The sequence below is a fragment of the Corynebacterium glutamicum ATCC 13032 genome (genome assembly GCF_000011325.1).
In the GTDB taxonomy this organism is placed as follows: domain Bacteria; phylum Actinomycetota; class Actinomycetes; order Mycobacteriales; family Mycobacteriaceae; genus Corynebacterium; species Corynebacterium glutamicum.
In genome coordinates, this window is the sequence record NC_003450.3 from 1411112 (window position 1) to 1428079 (window position 16968).

Annotated in this window: 15 protein-coding genes and 1 tRNA gene; 8 read left to right on the forward strand and 8 right to left on the reverse strand. The window is 52.2% G+C overall.

What is annotated here, in order from left to right:
- Positions 1-4: 4 nt before the first annotated feature.
- Both CGL_RS06725 and CGL_RS06730 read right to left on the reverse strand, forming a co-directional pair.
- On the reverse strand, positions 5-313 hold the full coding sequence (locus CGL_RS06725; protein WP_003858787.1) for a hypothetical protein: 309 nt from the start codon (positions 311-313) through the stop codon (positions 5-7).
- 9 nt (positions 314-322) lie between these two features.
- Positions 323-889, reverse strand: a complete 567-nt coding sequence (locus CGL_RS06730; protein WP_003858785.1) for a hypothetical protein — start codon at positions 887-889, stop codon at positions 323-325.
- Between the two features lie 359 nt (positions 890-1248).
- Here CGL_RS06730 and CGL_RS06735 point away from each other — a divergent pair, with 359 nt between their 5' ends.
- The gene (locus CGL_RS06735; protein ID WP_208396117.1) at positions 1249-1464 is read left to right on the forward strand and encodes a hypothetical protein; all 216 of its coding nucleotides are present in this window, start codon (positions 1249-1251) and stop codon (positions 1462-1464) included.
- Positions 1465-1511: 47 nt separating this feature from the next.
- Here CGL_RS06735 and CGL_RS06740 read toward each other — a convergent pair whose 3' ends face one another.
- On the reverse strand, positions 1512-1772 hold the full coding sequence (locus CGL_RS06740; protein WP_003858781.1) for a hypothetical protein: 261 nt from the start codon (positions 1770-1772) through the stop codon (positions 1512-1514).
- 681 nt (positions 1773-2453) lie between these two features.
- A tRNA-Leu gene (locus tag CGL_RS06745) sits at positions 2454-2530 on the reverse strand.
- Between the two features lie 178 nt (positions 2531-2708).
- On the opposite strand from CGL_RS06745, the gene polA reads away from it, so the two are divergent.
- Entirely contained in the window at positions 2709-5351 is a 2643-nt protein-coding gene (gene polA / locus CGL_RS06750; protein WP_011014298.1) for a DNA polymerase I, read from the forward strand.
- On the opposite strand, the gene CGL_RS06755 is transcribed toward polA, so the two are convergent.
- Positions 5348-6748 (reverse strand): MFS transporter, encoded by a 1401-nt coding sequence (locus CGL_RS06755; RefSeq protein WP_011014299.1) that lies wholly within the window; start codon positions 6746-6748, stop codon positions 5348-5350. The genes polA and CGL_RS06755 overlap by 4 nt on opposite strands.
- Before the next feature lie 36 nt (positions 6749-6784).
- Between CGL_RS06755 and CGL_RS06760 the strand changes: the two genes are divergently transcribed.
- A complete protein-coding gene (locus tag CGL_RS06760) occupies positions 6785-7762 on the forward strand; it encodes a helix-turn-helix transcriptional regulator (protein WP_011014300.1) in 978 nt (325 codons plus the stop codon).
- Between the two features lie 2 nt (positions 7763-7764).
- Positions 7765-8640 (forward strand): aldo/keto reductase, encoded by an 876-nt coding sequence (locus CGL_RS06765; RefSeq protein WP_011014301.1) that lies wholly within the window; start codon positions 7765-7767, stop codon positions 8638-8640.
- Positions 8641-8956: 316 nt separating this feature from the next.
- Here the strand turns inward: CGL_RS06765 and CGL_RS06770 are convergent, their stop codons facing one another.
- Entirely contained in the window at positions 8957-9736 is a 780-nt protein-coding gene (locus CGL_RS06770; RefSeq protein WP_011014302.1) for a class I SAM-dependent methyltransferase, read from the reverse strand.
- Between the two features lie 251 nt (positions 9737-9987).
- On the opposite strand from CGL_RS06770, the gene rpsA reads away from it, so the two are divergent.
- The 4 genes from rpsA (at position 9988) to CGL_RS06795 (ending at position 16246) form a co-directional block, all read left to right on the forward strand.
- The gene (gene rpsA, locus CGL_RS06780; RefSeq protein WP_011014303.1) at positions 9988-11448 is read left to right on the forward strand and encodes a 30S ribosomal protein S1; all 1461 of its coding nucleotides are present in this window, start codon (positions 9988-9990) and stop codon (positions 11446-11448) included.
- Positions 11449-12105: 657 nt separating this feature from the next.
- A complete protein-coding gene (locus CGL_RS06785) occupies positions 12106-14157 on the forward strand; it encodes a glucose PTS transporter subunit IIA (RefSeq protein ID WP_011014304.1) in 2052 nt (683 codons plus the stop codon).
- 10 nt (positions 14158-14167) lie between these two features.
- Positions 14168-14770 (forward strand): dephospho-CoA kinase, encoded by a 603-nt coding sequence (coaE, locus tag CGL_RS06790; protein ID WP_011014305.1) that lies wholly within the window; start codon positions 14168-14170, stop codon positions 14768-14770.
- 375 nt (positions 14771-15145) lie between these two features.
- Entirely contained in the window at positions 15146-16246 is a 1101-nt protein-coding gene (locus tag CGL_RS06795) for a hypothetical protein (protein WP_011014306.1), read from the forward strand.
- 15 nt (positions 16247-16261) lie between these two features.
- Here the strand turns inward: CGL_RS06795 and CGL_RS06800 are convergent, their stop codons facing one another.
- Both CGL_RS06800 and CGL_RS06805 read right to left on the reverse strand, forming a co-directional pair.
- Positions 16262-16699, reverse strand: coding sequence for a hypothetical protein (locus tag CGL_RS06800; RefSeq protein ID WP_011014307.1), 438 nt, complete (start codon positions 16697-16699; stop codon positions 16262-16264).
- Positions 16690-16926, reverse strand: coding sequence for a hypothetical protein (locus CGL_RS06805; protein ID WP_003861547.1), 237 nt, complete (start codon positions 16924-16926; stop codon positions 16690-16692). The genes CGL_RS06800 and CGL_RS06805 overlap by 10 nt, the downstream gene beginning before the upstream one ends.
- Positions 16927-16968 lie beyond the last annotated feature (42 nt).

Below are 16968 nucleotides of genomic sequence, written 5' to 3' on the forward strand. Positions count from 1 at the left end.
GGATTTAACCGTTTTGAGGCGGGGAGAGTTCGTCTTTCGTCTTTTCACGCTGAGCCTCAATTTTTCTTTGAAGCTGAACGAAAACTGGCTGCATCAAGATCGTAAGTATTACTAATGCGATGAGAGAGCCGGTAATTCCTATGGAATCAGACTGTAAAGCTCCAGAGAAAATCACAACCGAGAGCACAATGATCGTTGTCACTGCAAGAGCTGTGTACGCTTTCACATTAAGAGTCTGCTTGTTGCCCCGCGCTAGTAACTGGACCCCAAAAAAGAGAACCACCGCTACTGCCAGCATGATTACAATTCCCATTATTTCTCCTTAGCAGTTGGCGACAGCGCCAGTGCCATATCCAGCAAGTCCCCCTGCTGCAAGCACAGCAAACCCCGTGCCACCTGTGGCAACTCCCAAAGCGGCGAGAGCTAGACCAGTTGCCACCACACCTGCTACCCCGCCTGACAAAGCGCCGACTCCGCATCGCCAGTCCTGTAAATCTGGCACCTCATCTGGATTCATGGTCAACAAAGCAGTATGGGAATCGACTTTCTCGATTGAGAAGCCTGGTTGGGCTTGAAGTTCAGCTGTCAAATTCTCCAGAAGAGTGCCCTTATTATCTTTCATTAAGATTTCGCCGTTAACATCTTCGACGACGGCGTTAGAAAGCTTAATAAGTAGTTGGTTTTCTGCCACGTAAAGCAGGTCTGCGGTAGCTTCACTGGTGTTTGCTTCTGCGTCTGCTTCTGGAGCCGATGATGAAGAGAATGCAGGTGTAATCGCTTGAAAGCTAGTTGGAGATTCAGCTGCAGTAGCTACGGATGTGAGAATAGATGCTGAAACGGTAATGCCAGCAATTAAAGCAATAGGACGATAAAACCCGAAGAACTTCATAAGTATTCCTTTGAGCTAGATAAGCGGAGATTACACGAGCCGGAACTTCTGTGACCGGTGTGTTACTAACTTCAGGTGAACCGGAAGATAGCCTAGTGATTCTTTTATGTCGATCTTCAGTGTGGTCGAGAACAAATAAGAATGTTTTTATGCTAGCAGTATGTACGTATTCAGGTATTAAGTGGATATGCTTAAGCTCTGGTTCACTTATGGTGCGCCCTTTTAGATAAAGGTTGGAAAGGGTGCTGGTGTAATTATCCCAGCAGGCGGAGAGAAGATAGACAGTGAGCTCATTGTGAGTTGAGGGTTTCACAGCTATTGCTGCATGTGCCAGGATTTAGCACGGTACAGTGCTAAAAATGGACGGACTGTTTACCCCGTTTTCAGATGCGTCATTAAACAACACGGTAAAAACTGATGGAGATTCAGTACCTGGTCAAGACTTACCTATTACGAAGATCTCTGAGGATCGATTCGAGCGTTCTGCGTATGCAGCCCAGCTAGCGAAGATCACGTGCGATGTGGCCTCTCAGGGAGAGTACACAGTTTTCGGTCTCACTGGTCAGTGGTGTTAATTATGGTGTTCATGTTCTGCTTCTTTGCGTTGTCGGAGGTGCTGAACTTAGCCACGGCGCTCTGAATCCCGGATCTCTCGGATAGCCCAGATAGTGCTGCCGGTGATAAGAACTGCCTGCAGTAGCATCGCAATAAGGAAGCGGGTAGTAGTATCCGCTGTTTCTGGCCAGGATGGTACTGCTACAAGCCAGAGCATGGTCTCGGCTAGCACATCTCCGCCCAAGGTTATTGAGATAACTGTCCACAGCACGGTTGCAGCGATAGCTACCCCTGATCCGAAGCGGATTCGTAGGGCGGTAGAGACCATAGCCAGTAAGATTCCGGTCAACACCCACAACACCAGTCGGGCAGTTTGAGTGACATCACCACCGGCCAGCAGATAGGCACCACCTGTACCTAGCGCAAGTAGTAAGAGAACAATCGCCTGCCAGGTAAGATATATGCCTCTGATACGGTGATTCTCGATGACAGTAATAAGCTAAGTGTCAAGCCCGTGTACTGCTTATATTGTACGGAACTGATTCCGTCCGTATAGCTCAGACACGTGAACGAGTTAGTAATTTTTTTATGCTTTTTTGTACTGCCGGGTGGTTATCTCGCAGTGGAATATAAATTCGATTGCGAGTTTTTTTCAGGCTCTCAGAATTGCCCCCATGTGGGCGGAAAAAAGGTGAATAAATTCCCTTTTTTACCCCAGAATTTTCAGCCACAAGAGGGGTGCGGATTGGGGTCAAGAATCATATTTCAGTCACAGCTGCGGGTGTAAAAAAATGGCTCATGTCCGGTGATGGAGCTACGAAACCGGGGTAGCGGTGGCGTTCTAAAATGTGATGCAAATCATAATAATACCCCCGTAACATGAAGATGTTACGGGGGTATTATTGCGCTTAATGCCCATTATCGCTGATTATCATGCGATTAATATTTAGACACTTTTTGGACACCTAAGCCCTATTTGATCTTATATTGTCAGCGTTTCCGCTGGTAGTGGTGCCCCTGGTGAGACTCGAACTCACACTGGACGGGTTTTGAATCCGTTGCCTCTGCCAATTGGGCTACAAGGGCATCAATCAATTGCAGAACTAACCCGGTTGTTTCCGAGCCAGTCTGAATGACTGAAAGCAATATTAGACCATCAATGATTAGGAATGGAAATTAGGGGTCTGGTTTGGGTGAATGTGTCGCTAATTTTTCCACTCGCCTACACTCGGGAGGCGTGACTGAGAAGACTGACCAGACCTTAATGCTTATCGACGGCCACTCGATGGCTTTCCGCGCATTCTTTGCTTTGCCGGCTGAGAATTTCTCCACGTCGGGCGGGCAGGCCACCAATGCTGTCTATGGCTTTCTCTCGATGCTGTCCACGTTGTTGAAGGATGAGCAGCCTACTCATGTGGCGGTGGCTTTCGATGTGGGGCGTAAGACGTTCCGTACCGATATGTTCCCGGCGTATAAGGCGCAGCGTGAAGCAACGCCACCTGAGTTTAAGGGCCAGGTGGAAATCCTCAAGGAGGTGTTGTCCACTTTGGGAATTACGACTATTGAGAAAATCGATTTTGAGGCTGATGATGTGATCGCCACGTTGTCTGTGGCGGCGAAACCTTTAGGCTTTAAGACGCTGATTGTTACGGGTGACCGTGATTCCTTCCAGTTGGTCAATGACACCACCACGGTGTTGTATCCGATGAAGGGCGTGTCTGTGCTGCACCGTTTCACGCCGGAAGCAGTGGAGGAGAAGTATGGACTGACACCGAGGCAGTATCCGGAGTTTGCAGCGCTGCGTGGTGATCCTTCCGATAACTTGCCTAATATTCCTGGCGTGGGCGAGAAGACTGCTACCAAGTGGATTGCCCAGTATGAAACTTTGGATAATTTGCTTGATCACGCTGATGAGATCAAGGGCAAGGTTGGCGCCAGCCTGCGTGAGCGCATTGAGCAGGTCCGGATGAACCGCAAGCTCACGGAGATGGTGAAGGATCTGGAGCTGCCGCTTGGTCCGGACGATTTTGAGATGAAGCCTGTGCAGGTTGCGGAGGTTGCGGCGAAGTTTGACGATCTGGAGTTTGGTACCAATTTGCGTGAGCGGGTGCTGGCGGTGGTGAAGGCCGAGGGTTCCGCTGCCCCCGTGGAGGAAGTGGAAGCGGAACAGGTTGTCGTCGATACGCAATCTTTGGCGCAATGGCTGCCTGCTAGGGCTGGCCAGGCGCTTGCTTTAGCGCTGGCTGGAGTGGCTAAACCTGCTGCTGGCGACACGTATGCGCTAGCGATTGCGGATACCAAGCGCCATGCGGTGTTGGTTGATGTGGCTGATATTTCAGCGGAGGATGAAAAGGCGCTGGCCACGTGGTTGGCGTCGGAAGATCCAAAGATGCTGCACGGCGCTAAGGCCGCCTATCATATGCTCGCTGGGCGCGGTTTTGAGCTGCACGGCGTGGTGCATGACACGGCGATCGCGGCATACTTGCTGCGTCCGGGCCAACGCACCTATGAGCTTGCCGACGTCTACCAGCGGCATCTTCAACGACAGTTGTCTACAAACGACAATGGCGGCCAGCTCACGCTGCTCGACGCAGCTGATGACCAATCGCTTGTTGATGATGTCATTGCAATCCTTGAGCTGTCTGAAGAATTGACCAAACAGCTTCAGGAGATTCAAGCTTTTGAGCTTTACCATGACCTGGAAATTCCGCTGTCGGGAATTCTGGCGCGCATGGAGGCCATCGGTATCGCTGTTGATGTTGCCACTTTGGAAGAGCAGTTGAAGACTTTCATTGGTCAGGTTGCTCAGGAAGAGGAAGCAGCTCGCGAGCTCGCTGAGGATCCAACCCTGAATCTCTCGAGCCCGAAGCAGCTGCAAGTGGTGCTTTTTGAGACGTTCGGAATGCCGAAAACCAAGAAAACCAAGACCGGCTACTCTACGGCTGCCGCGGAAATTGAAGCCCTAGCGATCAAGAATCCGCACCCATTCCTAGATCACCTGTTGGCACACCGTCAGTACCAAAAGATGAAGACCACTCTGGAAGGTCTCATCCGTGAGGTGGCTCCTGATGGCCGTATTCACACCACCTTCAACCAGACGGTGGCGTCTACGGGACGTTTGTCATCCACTGATCCCAACCTGCAAAACATTCCTGTGCGCACTGAGGCTGGCCGAAAGATTCGTTCGGGATTCGTCGTAGGCGAGGGGTATGAAACCTTGCTGACTGCCGACTATTCGCAGATTGAAATGCGCGTGATGGCTCACCTTTCCCAGGACCCAGGCTTGATTGAGGCGTACCGCGAAGGCGAAGACCTGCACAATTACGTGGGTTCCAAGGTGTTTAATGTGCCCATCGATGGCGTGACCCCTGAGCTGCGTCGCCAGGTCAAGGCCATGTCTTACGGTCTGGTGTACGGCTTGTCCGCGTTTGGTTTGTCTCAGCAGCTGAGCATTCCTGCTGGCGAAGCGAAGCAGATCATGGAGTCCTACTTCGAGCGCTTCGGCGGAGTACAGCGCTACCTCCGGGAGATCGTGGAGGAGGCTCGAAAAGCTGGCTACACGGAAACGCTGTTTGGGCGTCGTCGCTACCTGCCGGAACTGACCTCGGATAACCGTGTCGCTCGTGAAAACGCTGAACGTGCCGCACTGAACGCCCCGATTCAGGGAACTGCCGCAGACATCATCAAGGTGGCCATGATCCGGGTGGACCGTTCACTCAAGGAAGCTGCCGTGAAATCTCGCGTGCTGCTTCAGGTGCATGATGAATTGGTCGTGGAAGTAGCGGCCGGTGAGTTGGAACAAGTCCGTGAGATTCTGGAACGCGAAATGGATAACGCCATCAAGCTGTCCGTTCCTTTGGAAGTTTCAGCTGGTGATGGCGTTAACTGGGATGCTGCAGCGCACTAAGAGGTAACTGCCTTTTCGTCGACGAGCTGGGTTGGGCGCTCGCTACTCTTTCGGGTTTCGTGGCGCTTCAGCAGTGTGACCGCAAAGATGGTGGCCAGCGTCAGCGTCACGGTGGAGAGCAAGAATCCGAAGTGTGCGCGGTCGCTGATCATCTCTGATGTTGCATCATGTCCGATGACAGCGACAGCCAAGGAGGAGAACACACCCAAACCGAAGGTGCCGCCGATTTGGTGAAGGGAATTCACCAGGCCAGAAACGGCGCCGGATTGGTCCTTCGGTGCACCTTGAACTGCCAGAGCTGTCATTGGTCCGAAAGCGAAGCCTTGGCCAAATCCCACCAAAACTATTGGTAGGATCAGCGCGATCATCGTGTTTGGTACAAATGCGAGGCCTGCCATGCCGATGACCATGATGGCGAAACCGATGACGGTGAGCATGGAATCAGATACGCCTGCTCGGGAAAGCCGTGGCACCATCGCGGCGCTGGCAAACTGCAGCAGAGATAGCGGCATGAACGCAAGGCCTGCCTGGAGAGCATTCATTCCCATGGTGTCCTGGAACAGCTGGGTGGCAAAGAAGAAGAATGACATCACGGAGCCAACCAGAAGAAAGCGGCTGGCCAAGATGGTGTTTCGCCTGCGGTTTTTAAAGAGCCCCAGGGGCAGAAGTGGTTCTTTGGCTGAGGATTCATGGCGCAGGAACCAGATGAACACTGCGATGCCCAGCACGAGGGAAATCAACACAAACGGATCTGTCCAGCTGTAATCGGCGCTGCGGACAATTGCGTAGAGCACCGCGGCGATACCTGCCGTGGAGGTAATTGCTCCGAAGATGTCGAGTGATCCAGGCCTGCTGAAGGTTGCGGGAATGGCTTTGTGCACTATGTAGGCCAACACTGCGGCGATGGGGACGTTGATAAAGAAGCCGATGCGCCACGACAAAAGATCAGCAAATACGCCGCCGATCACTAGGCCTGCTGCCACACCGATGCCGGCAACAGCACCATAAGCAGAGGTAGCACGAAGGCGAGCTGGGCCTTCGGGGAAGAACTCAGTAATCAACGCAAGTGTCGCTGGAGCGATAATCGCAGCTCCCGCGCCTTGAACTACGCGTGCTCCAATGAGGACCGCAGCATTTGGAGAAAGCGCAATTGCCAACGATGAAGCCGCAAACAACGCGAGACCAATGTAGAGCACTTTCTTTCGGCCGAAGATATCACCGGCACGAGCTCCCAGCAGAAGAAGTGCGCCGAAGACTAATGTGTAGGAACTCTGCACCCATGACAGGTGCACGGGATCGATGCCAAGTTCACTGCCGATGGCAGGTAGACCCGTAATGACGATGGAGGTGTCAAGCAGAATCATGAAGTAGCCCAAAAGGACGATGCTTAAAATCATGTGACTAATTTTTGATGGCAGCAAGAAAACGCAACAGTGATCGCTTATGCCGGTACTACTGGTACCTGTTTAAAAGTCAGCCCCAACGCCTATGTTGAAGATATGGATGTACACGCAGATACTCGAGAATTCCTCACTGCGCGCCGCAATCGTCTCACTCCAAAAGACGCCGGATTGCCTATTTACCAAGGCAAAAGGCGAGTTCCGGGGCTTCGACGTGAAGAAGTGGCCATGTTGGCTGGCGTGAGCGTGGACTATTACACACGTCTTGAACGAGGCAACTTGAGTGGTGTGTCAGAACAGGTGTTAAGCGCGTTAGCTACTGCCTTACAGCTGGATGATGCGGAGACGCAGCATCTGTTTGATCTGGCCAAGCTCAGTAATTCACCGGCGTCACGGCGTAAGCGTACCCCTGCACCGAAGTCTGTGCTGCGCCCTGAGGTGCTGCGAATTCTCAATTCGATGCACGATATTCCAGCATATATTCGTTCTGAAAGCCGTGACCTTCTGGCAGCCAACACTTTTGGTCGTGCGCTATATGCACCGTTGTATGAAAGCACGGTCTCCGATGGAATTAGTGGGGAACCGGGGTCAATCAATGTTGCACGCTTTACATTCCTCGATCCAGCAGCGCGCGAATTTTTCCCTGAGTGGGAGAGAACTTCGGCAGATTTGGTAGCCAGCTTGCGCACCGTTGCAGCACAGCGGCCCAACGACACGTTGTTTAGCAATTTGATCGGTGAGCTGGTGACCAAGTCAGAAGTCTTCGCGCAAATGTGGGCCGACCATAATGTCCGCATGCATCGAACAGGTTCCAAGAAGATCGTGCACCCGTTGGTGGGGGAGATGGAGCTGGATTTTGAAACGCTTGATCTTCCAGCAGATCCCGATATTGCCCTCGTGGTGTACTCCGCTGCGGAAGGTTCGACATCTGCAATGAACCTTCAACTTCTGGCCAATTGGACAGGTAATGACAGCCCCTCCCTCAGCACAGAACTTGGTGACACTATTTAATTATGACTTTCACACTGAACAACGGACTCGCCATTCCCGACATTGGATTTGGTGTATTCCAAACCCCACCCGATGAAACCCGAAACTCCGTTAACGCTGCTCTTGAAGCCGGCTATCGCCACATCGACACCGCCGCCGCATACGGCAATGAACGTGAAGTCGGTGAAGCAATCGCAGCATCCGGCATTGGCCGCGACGAGATCACCATCGAAACCAAAATCTGGGTGACCGACTACGGCTTCGAGGAAACTCTCCACGCATTCGACAAGGCCACAGGCAAGCTTGGTGTCGATACACTGGACATTTTGATCTTGCACCAGGCAGTGCCAAGCAGCTTTGATCGCACCATCGCCGCCTACAAGGCGCTAGAGAAGCTGCTTTTCGACGGCGCGGTGCGGGCAATCGGAGTCAGTAATTTCATGCCAGAGCACCTGGACAAACTCCTTTTGGAAACCTCCATTGTCCCAGCTCTGAACCAAATCGAATGCCACCCCTACTTCCAGCAGCGTGACGTGCTTGCCCGCAATGAGCAGCTTGGCATTTTGACTCAGGCGTGGTCACCAATCGGTGGCATCACCTTCTACCGCGACGGACAGCTTCCAAGCACTCTAGAAAATGAGGTCATCGCTGGAATCGCCGCAGAAGTTGGCAAAACACCAGCTCAAGTAATGCTGCGCTGGCACCTACAGCGTAGACGTCACGCAATTCCAAAGTCTGTGACCCCATCACGCATTGTGGAAAACTTTGAGATCTTTGATTTCGAACTCTCCGATGAGCAACTACAGCAAATCGATGCCCTCAACACCGATCTGCGCGGTGGCCCAGAACCAGAGAACATCACCATGGAAAACTACTACCGAGAAATCCCAGAAGCCTAAAGGCCCTTAGAGGCGAATGTAGGCCTATGTATTTTATGCCTATTCCGGCGGGATTTAGACCTGACCAGAACATGTGGCCAATGAGAGGGGTAAAGGGGAGCTGTCGGCCATATGGGATGGTTACTAGTCGTCGAAACCAGACCATATGGCCAGCGACCTCTCAATTTCGACTTCATTGGTCACCTGGTTTGGTCGGTCCATCCAGAGACCAAAAGCTCGGAAATTAGGGGAGCGCTTGGTCTGATTCGACAGTTTTGAGCACCAAAAACGTGCATTCGAGACCAACAGCAGCTTAAAAATGAGCGCCGTTGGTTTTTTAGGGGCGGTACGTGGCGAGGAAGATTGCTGTCCCGGGGAAGAGCTTTCCTCGAAGTGGTGACCATTGGCCCCAGTTTTCTTCCAACTCATCTGGCCATTCTGGTTCGATGAGGTGATCTAAGTGGAGGGAGGCGTCGATAAGCTCATTGATCCGCGCGCCCATGGTGCGGTGCTGTTCCGCATAGCTTAAAGCACCGGTTTCCTCGTCTTCTTCGACGTAGCCGCGCTGGTCGAAGTAGCTGGTGATCGCGGTGAGGCCTGCGGGGCCGGGATCGTCGAGGAAAATCCAGCGCATCGGGTGGGTGATGGAGAAAATGAGGCGTCCGCCGGGTTTGAGGACGCGCGCGATTTCCTTCATGAGTGCGGCGGAATCCTCCACAAAGGGGATGGCGCCGAAAACGGAAAAGACCACGTCAAAGGAACTGTCGGCGTAGGGGAGTGACATTGCATCGGCCTGTACGAGGTGTACGTTATGGTCGTGACCTGCGTATTTGAGCATTTGTGAAGAAATGTCGAAAGCGGTGACAAAGGCATTCGGAACATCATTGGCCAGCCACCGAGCACACGGTGCCGAGCCGCAACCGATCTCTAAAATTTTCTTGCCGGAGAGTGCTGCGGGAGTGCCAAGAAGACGTACATCTTTTTCATGCAGCATCTCGGGGCACCAGTAGAACTCGCCGTGAGCGGAATCCGTGCCTAAATAAGAAGGGTGGCGTTCGTGATAGTCGGCCGCGTCCACATCCCACCAGTATCGGTTTGCTTGAGAGAACTGGCTCAATTGGTGGCTTGAGGTTTTCCCATTGGTCCCATCAGTATCGTATGTGCCCATTTTTGCCATTCTATTTGCTCTAGCTGCGCAAACGGCGTACTGTTTATTAGGCGTGTCGTTGCGTCATGTATCGGTGTGTTCATGTAGGAAAGCACATTGAGCCTGAACGTGAGATCAAAACCCCGTCTATACAGGGCATTTGAAAGATACTGCATCCTGTCCATTATCTAATTTCCTATCCATTTCGGAGCAATTTACATATGCCCACCAACAATGCACCTCAGGTAGCCATCAACGACATTGGCTCTGCTGAGGACTTCCTTGCAGCAATCGACGCAACCATCAAGTACTTCAACGATGGCGATATCGTTGAAGGCACCGTGGTAAAGGTCGATCGTGACGAGGTACTTCTCGACATCGGATACAAGACCGAGGGTGTCATCCCATCCCGCGAGCTGTCCATCAAGCACGATGTCGATCCAGACGAGGTCGTCGAAGTCGGCGACCAAATTGACGCACTTGTCCTCACCAAGGAAGACAAAGAAGGTCGTCTGATCCTTTCCAAGAAGCGTGCTCAGTACGAGCGTGCTTGGGGCGCCATCGAGGAGCTCAAGGAAAAGGACGAGCCAGTTACCGGTACCGTCATCGAGGTCGTCAAGGGTGGCCTCATCATCGACATCGGTCTCCGTGGCTTCCTGCCTGCATCCCTCGTTGAGATGCGTCGCGTCCGCGACCTGGATCCGTACATCGGCCAGGAGCTCGAAGCTAAGATCATCGAGCTGGACAAGAACCGCAACAACGTCGTTCTGTCCCGTCGCGCATTCCTCGAGCAGACCCAGTCTGAGGTCCGCTCCGAGTTCCTGCACCAGCTCCAGAAGGGCCAGGTCCGCAAGGGCGTCGTCTCTTCCATCGTCAACTTCGGCGCATTCGTCGATCTCGGCGGTGTCGACGGACTGGTTCACGTTTCCGAGCTGTCCTGGAAGCACATCGACCACCCATCTGAGGTTGTCACCGTCGGCGACGAAGTCACCGTTGAGGTTCTCGAGGTCGATCTCGACCGCGAGCGCGTCTCCCTGTCCCTGAAGGCTACCCAGGAAGACCCATGGCGCGTCTTCGCTCGCACTCACGCTGTGGGCCAGATCGTTCCAGGCAAGGTCACCAAGCTGGTTCCATTCGGTGCGTTCGTTCGCGTCGAAGAGGGCATCGAAGGCCTCGTCCACATCTCCGAGCTGGCTCAGCGCCACGTCGAGGTTCCGGACCAGGTTGTCGCAGTTGGCGAAGAGGTCATGGTCAAGGTCATCGACATCGATCTCGAGCGTCGTCGTATCTCCCTGTCCCTCAAGCAGGCTGACGAGGACTACACCGAAGAGTTCGACCCATCCAAGTACGGAATGGCTGACTCCTACGACGAGCAGGGTAACTACATCTTCCCTGAGGGCTTCGACGCCGAGACCAACGAATGGCTCGAAGGCTTCGATGAGCAGCGTCAGGCTTGGGAAGCTCGCTACGCCGAGTCCGAGCGTCGCTTCACCGCTCACACCGCTCAGATCGAGCGTCGTCGTCAGCAGGCTGAAGAGGCAGCTGCCGAGGCTCCGGCCGGCAACTACTCCACTGATTCTGCAGAAGATGCACCTGCAGCAGAAGCAGTTGAAGAGTCCGCTGGCTCCCTCGCTTCCGATGAGCAGCTCGCTGCTCTTCGCGAGAAGCTCGCAGGTAACTAATAGTTCCTGCACCTCTTAAGAGGGCTCACTGACGTTGACAGTGAACCCTCCCAAAGAGTTTGCTCCGCATAAACACCCCGCACTTTTTAACCTTCACGGTTTGGGAAGTGCGGGGTGTTTTGTTGTGAGGCTTGGTTTTCGTACGGTGTGGTTAAGCTTTTGGCGGGCGCTTCGGCGAAAATACATGGGCCTACAACGCCGTCTAAGCGTGAAACTGGGGGATGGGGATACCTGGAATCATTCGGGGACGTGATGCGGTGGAGGGGTGGTGCGGGCATAATCTGACAGTGTGTCCGTTTTCATTTTCAAAAAATGCAGGTCGGACATATTCAAAAGTATTACCTTTTTGGTTTGTCTGTATTCAGCTTGTTTTGGGTGGGTTTCCGGCTTATCATGATGGGTGACTTACCGCTTAATTGGAAAAAAGTGTGATCCACCACAAATCTATTGCGGGGGAGCCTGGGAAACTAGGTAAAAATTTTTGCCAAATTGTGCAATCGTTTTCACAACCTGAGAATGTCACAACACATTAAGTGGTAGGCGCTGAGGAATCGAATCCGATTCTTTTTCGGCCCAATTCGTAACGGCGATCCTCTTAAGTGGACAAGAAAGTCTCTTGCCCGCGGGAGACAGACCCTACGTTTAGAAAGGTTTGACATGGCGTCCAAACTGACGACGACATCGCAACATATTCTGGAAAACCTTGGTGGACCAGACAATATTACTTCGATGACTCACTGTGCGACTCGCCTTCGCTTCCAAGTGAAGGATCAATCCATTGTTGATCAACAAGAAATTGACTCCGACCCATCAGTTCTTGGCGTAGTACCCCAAGGATCCACCGGTATGCAGGTGGTGATGGGTGGATCTGTTGCAAACTATTACCAAGAAATCCTCAAACTTGATGGAATGAAGCACTTCGCCGACGGTGAAGCTACAGAGAGTTCATCCAAGAAGGAATACGGCGGAGTCCGTGGCAAGTACTCGTGGATTGACTACGCCTTCGAGTTCTTGTCTGATACTTTCCGACCAATCCTGTGGGCCCTGCTTGGTGCCTCACTGATTATTACCTTGTTGGTTCTTGCGGATACTTTCGGTTTGCAAGACTTCCGCGCTCCAATGGATGAGCAGCCTGATACTTATGTATTCCTGCACTCCATGTGGCGCTCGGTCTTCTACTTCCTGCCAATTATGGTTGGTGCCACCGCAGCTCGAAAGCTCGGCGCAAACGAGTGGATTGGTGCAGCTATTCCAGCCGCACTTCTTACTCCAGAATTCTTGGCACTGGGTTCTGCCGGCGATACCGTCACAGTCTTTGGCCTGCCAATGGTTCTGAATGACTACTCCGGACAGGTATTCCCACCGCTGATTGCAGCAATTGGTCTGTACTGGGTGGAAAAGGGACTGAAGAAGATCATCCCTGAAGCAGTCCAAATGGTGTTCGTCCCATTCTTCTCCCTGCTGATTATGATCCCAGCGACCGCATTCCTGCTTGGACCTTTCGGCATCGGTGTTGGTAACGGAATTTCCAACCTGCTTGAAGCGATTAACAACTTCAGCCCATTTATTCTTTCCATCGTTATCCCATTGCTCTACCCATTCTTGGTTCCACTTGGATTGCACTGGCCACTAAACGCCATCATGATCCAGAACATCAACACCCTGGGTTACGACTTCATTCAGGGACCAATGGGTGCCTGGAACTTCGCCTGCTTCGGCCTGGTCACCGGCGTGTTCTTGCTCTCCATTAAGGAACGAAACAAGGCCATGCGTCAGGTTTCCCTGGGTGGCATGTTGGCTGGTTTGCTCGGCGGCATTTCCGAGCCTTCCCTCTACGGTGTTCTGCTCCGATTCAAGAAGACCTACTTCCGCCTCCTGCCGGGTTGTTTGGCAGGCGGTATCGTGATGGGCATCTTCGACATCAAGGCGTACGCTTTCGTGTTCACCTCCTTGCTTACCATCCCAGCAATGGACCCATGGTTGGGCTACACCATTGGTATCGCAGTTGCATTCTTCGTTTCCATGTTCCTTGTTCTCGCACTGGACTACCGTTCCAACGAAGAGCGCGATGAGGCACGTGCAAAGGTTGCTGCTGACAAGCAGGCAGAAGAAGATCTGAAGGCAGAAGCTAATGCAACTCCTGCAGCTCCAGTAGCTGCTGCAGGTGCGGGAGCCGGTGCAGGTGCAGGAGCCGCTGCTGGCGCTGCAACCGCCGTGGCAGCTAAGCCGAAGCTGGCCGCTGGGGAAGTAGTGGACATTGTTTCCCCACTCGAAGGCAAGGCAATTCCACTTTCTGAAGTACCTGACCCAATCTTTGCAGCAGGCAAGCTTGGACCAGGCATTGCAATCCAACCAACTGGAAACACCGTTGTTGCTCCAGCAGACGCTACTGTCATCCTTGTCCAGAAATCTGGACACGCAGTGGCATTGCGCTTAGATAGCGGAGTTGAAATCCTTGTCCACGTTGGATTGGACACCGTGCAATTGGGCGGCGAAGGCTTCACCGTTCACGTTGAGCGCAGGCAGCAAGTCAAGGCGGGGGATCCACTGATCACTTTTGACGCTGACTTCATTCGATCCAAGGATCTACCTTTGATCACCCCAGTTGTGGTGTCTAACGCCGCGAAATTCGGTGAAATTGAAGGTATTCCTGCAGATCAGGCAAATTCTTCCACGACTGTGATCAAGGTCAACGGCAAGAACGAGTAACCTGGGATCCATGTTGCGCATTGGACTAACAGGAGGGATCGGCAGCGGTAAATCTACCGTTGCCGATCTTTTGTCATCTGAAGGATTTCTCATCGTCGACGCGGACCAAGTTGCCCGCGATATCGTCGAACCCGGACAACCGGCATTAGCAGAGCTAGCTGAAGCTTTTGGCCAAGACATCTTAAAACCCGACGGCACTCTAGACCGCGCGGGATTAGCAGCCAAAGCATTTGTCAGCGAAGAACAAACAGCGCTGCTCAATGCCATTACCCACCCTCGTATCGCCGAAGAGTCAGCTCGTCGATTCAACGAAGCCGAAGATCAAGGCGCCAAAGTTGCGGTTTATGACATGCCTTTGCTTGTAGAAAAAGGCCTTGACCGCAAGATGGACCTTGTCGTCGTAGTTGATGTTGACGTAGAGGAACGCGTCCGCAGACTTGTGGAAAAACGTGGCCTCACAGAGGACGACGTGCGGCGTCGAATCGCTTCTCAAGTGCCCGACGACGTCAGACTTAAAGCCGCTGACATCGTTGTGGACAATAACGGCACGCTAGAGGACCTTCATGCTGAAGCAAGCAAGCTGATTGCTGAGATTCTTAGTCGCGTGAATTAGCACTAAAACATCGTCAAAGTCGATCTACCAAGAAAGCCCTCGGAACAATGCAATTACATCAGTTCCGAGGGCTTTTTCGTTTGAGTGCTGGTGATGAACGAGTGATGAGCGAGGGCAGTACCCATTTCCTCAGTTTCAACCAATCGCGGAAGTAAGGGGCTGGGGGATTCCTCAGGATAGTTTTATCTTGAAGCTGGGAGATCCGTGGCTTGAAAAGGTAACTTGACCCGTTTACTCACAAGGGGAACCGGATTACATACCAGAAGATTAATACTTGAAAGTAGGGTTAACCGCGCTCTGATCTGGTACTTCTGAGATAGTCAGCAAATCTGATATAGGAAAACTCCTTATCAGAGGAAGTATAGATTGTGAATTTTGAAGGATTACGCGGTGCATACTCGTGGGTTAGTTTCTCTCTTAAGTCTTATTTTTCTTTTCGTTCTTTCAGGGTGTGGAGGGAATGCCACTACCGCTGATGAAGCTGCTGAAAGTGACGTTGTTACTTCAAGTAGCGCACCTCCAAGTAAACGAGCTCTAGATGTTGGAGAAGCAGTAGAGATCCCAGGGGTCGTGCTCACGGTAAACAGCGTCACACAGTCCGATCAGCTCATGTTGTACTCAGAAGGCAGTGCGCGTGGATCTGAGCCGAGAGAACAGCGGAATGCTGCGTCCGGAGAAAAGTTTGTTTCGGTGGACACTACCGTGAAGAATTCGAGCTCTGATCCTTGGGATCTTTCATGTGGTCACGTATTACAGACATGGCTCCTCGAGGACGAACTAGATGATCAACAAGGTGACCAAGAAAAGAAATTTAGCCCTATCGACAATCTTGATCAGATTTCTGGTAATCCGGAGTGTGGTGTGCTTTTAGAAGTGGGTACAGAAATTGAAATGACGTGGTCTTTTACTATTCCAGATGACATAGAAATCACTCACTTTGGTTTTTCTCTTTCGGATAGCACTTCCAATGACTTGGCCATTATCAGCCTTGGGGGTGCAATAGAGACATCGTCGGCCATCACAACAACTGAAGTTATAGCACCGGAAAATGACACGGAAACGCTGCTAGAGATAACTCCGGTTGACTGTCAGGTCGGCCTTGGCCCCATCGTTACTTCTTGGTCGGATGGAACGGTCGGAGGTTGGTCTCAGCACTGTCAGGACGTGCATGATGAGGTACTTGCCGGTGAAGTCGCAGCGAATACCCCAGTATGTGACGGAGTTGTATGCACTTACCCCAGTGGCGCCACAATGCCGGATCCAAATGCACCTCAAATCCCTTCAGATACGAGTGGTGCAGTGTGCGATGAAAATCAGTGTGTTTACCCTAACGGTTATATCGCCCGAATTGGGGATCCGAATGTTCCGAACTATCTCAAGCCTGGCAACTCTCCGTGGGTACAAGGACAGATTGATTTTCAGAATTGCCTAGACAGTGGGAAAACTATTGAGCAATGCCGTGAAGAACTGAACTAGGTCAGTCTTAAGAAATCACCCAGCCCGAAGCTCAGCAGTATGCGATTGCAGTCTTACCTGAATCGCACTGATGAGGGTTGCGTGGTGTTGATTGCAGATCTCAATCTCATGAGCCAGGTCCGTAAGATCCACCTGAGCAGAGGCTTTGATACGCTGTTCCACTTCGAGTGCTTTATCGCGGACCTGCTCCAATTGGAGCCCAAGTTCAGCGGAGGAACGCAAAATGTCGGAGTTATCGCTGTTGGAGGTGAGGAATTCTGACCAAGTTCCCAACACAGTGGTTAGGTGATTTTGCTCTTTGAGTACGGAGTTTCGGAGTTTTTCCAAGTCTTGATGAATAGCGTGGGCGTCAGTAGAGGTCGGGACAGTAAAGGCCCGCGGTACGATGTCTTCCCGGCTGAGGTCACTGTGTTTTTTATCTGCAAGCTGGTGCAAAAGTGAAGTCAAGGCCATGTGGGTGACTGGCGCCCAACGTTTTTCAACGCTGCGCTGGTGAAATCGACCAATAAATACCGTCGTGAGCAAAAAGTGACTAAACCAGCGGCAAGTCCGGACAGAATCACGATTTCTTGCCAGAATCCTGTGGAGATATCGATCCACAAAATGATGACAATGAGCGCCAGCGCGCCAATCACCGTGACAACGTGCAGAGCGGAAGCCTTGCTCAGGAGAGTACGCATCGATTGCCTCATTTCAATTTGTGCCAGCTAGCAGGAATGACC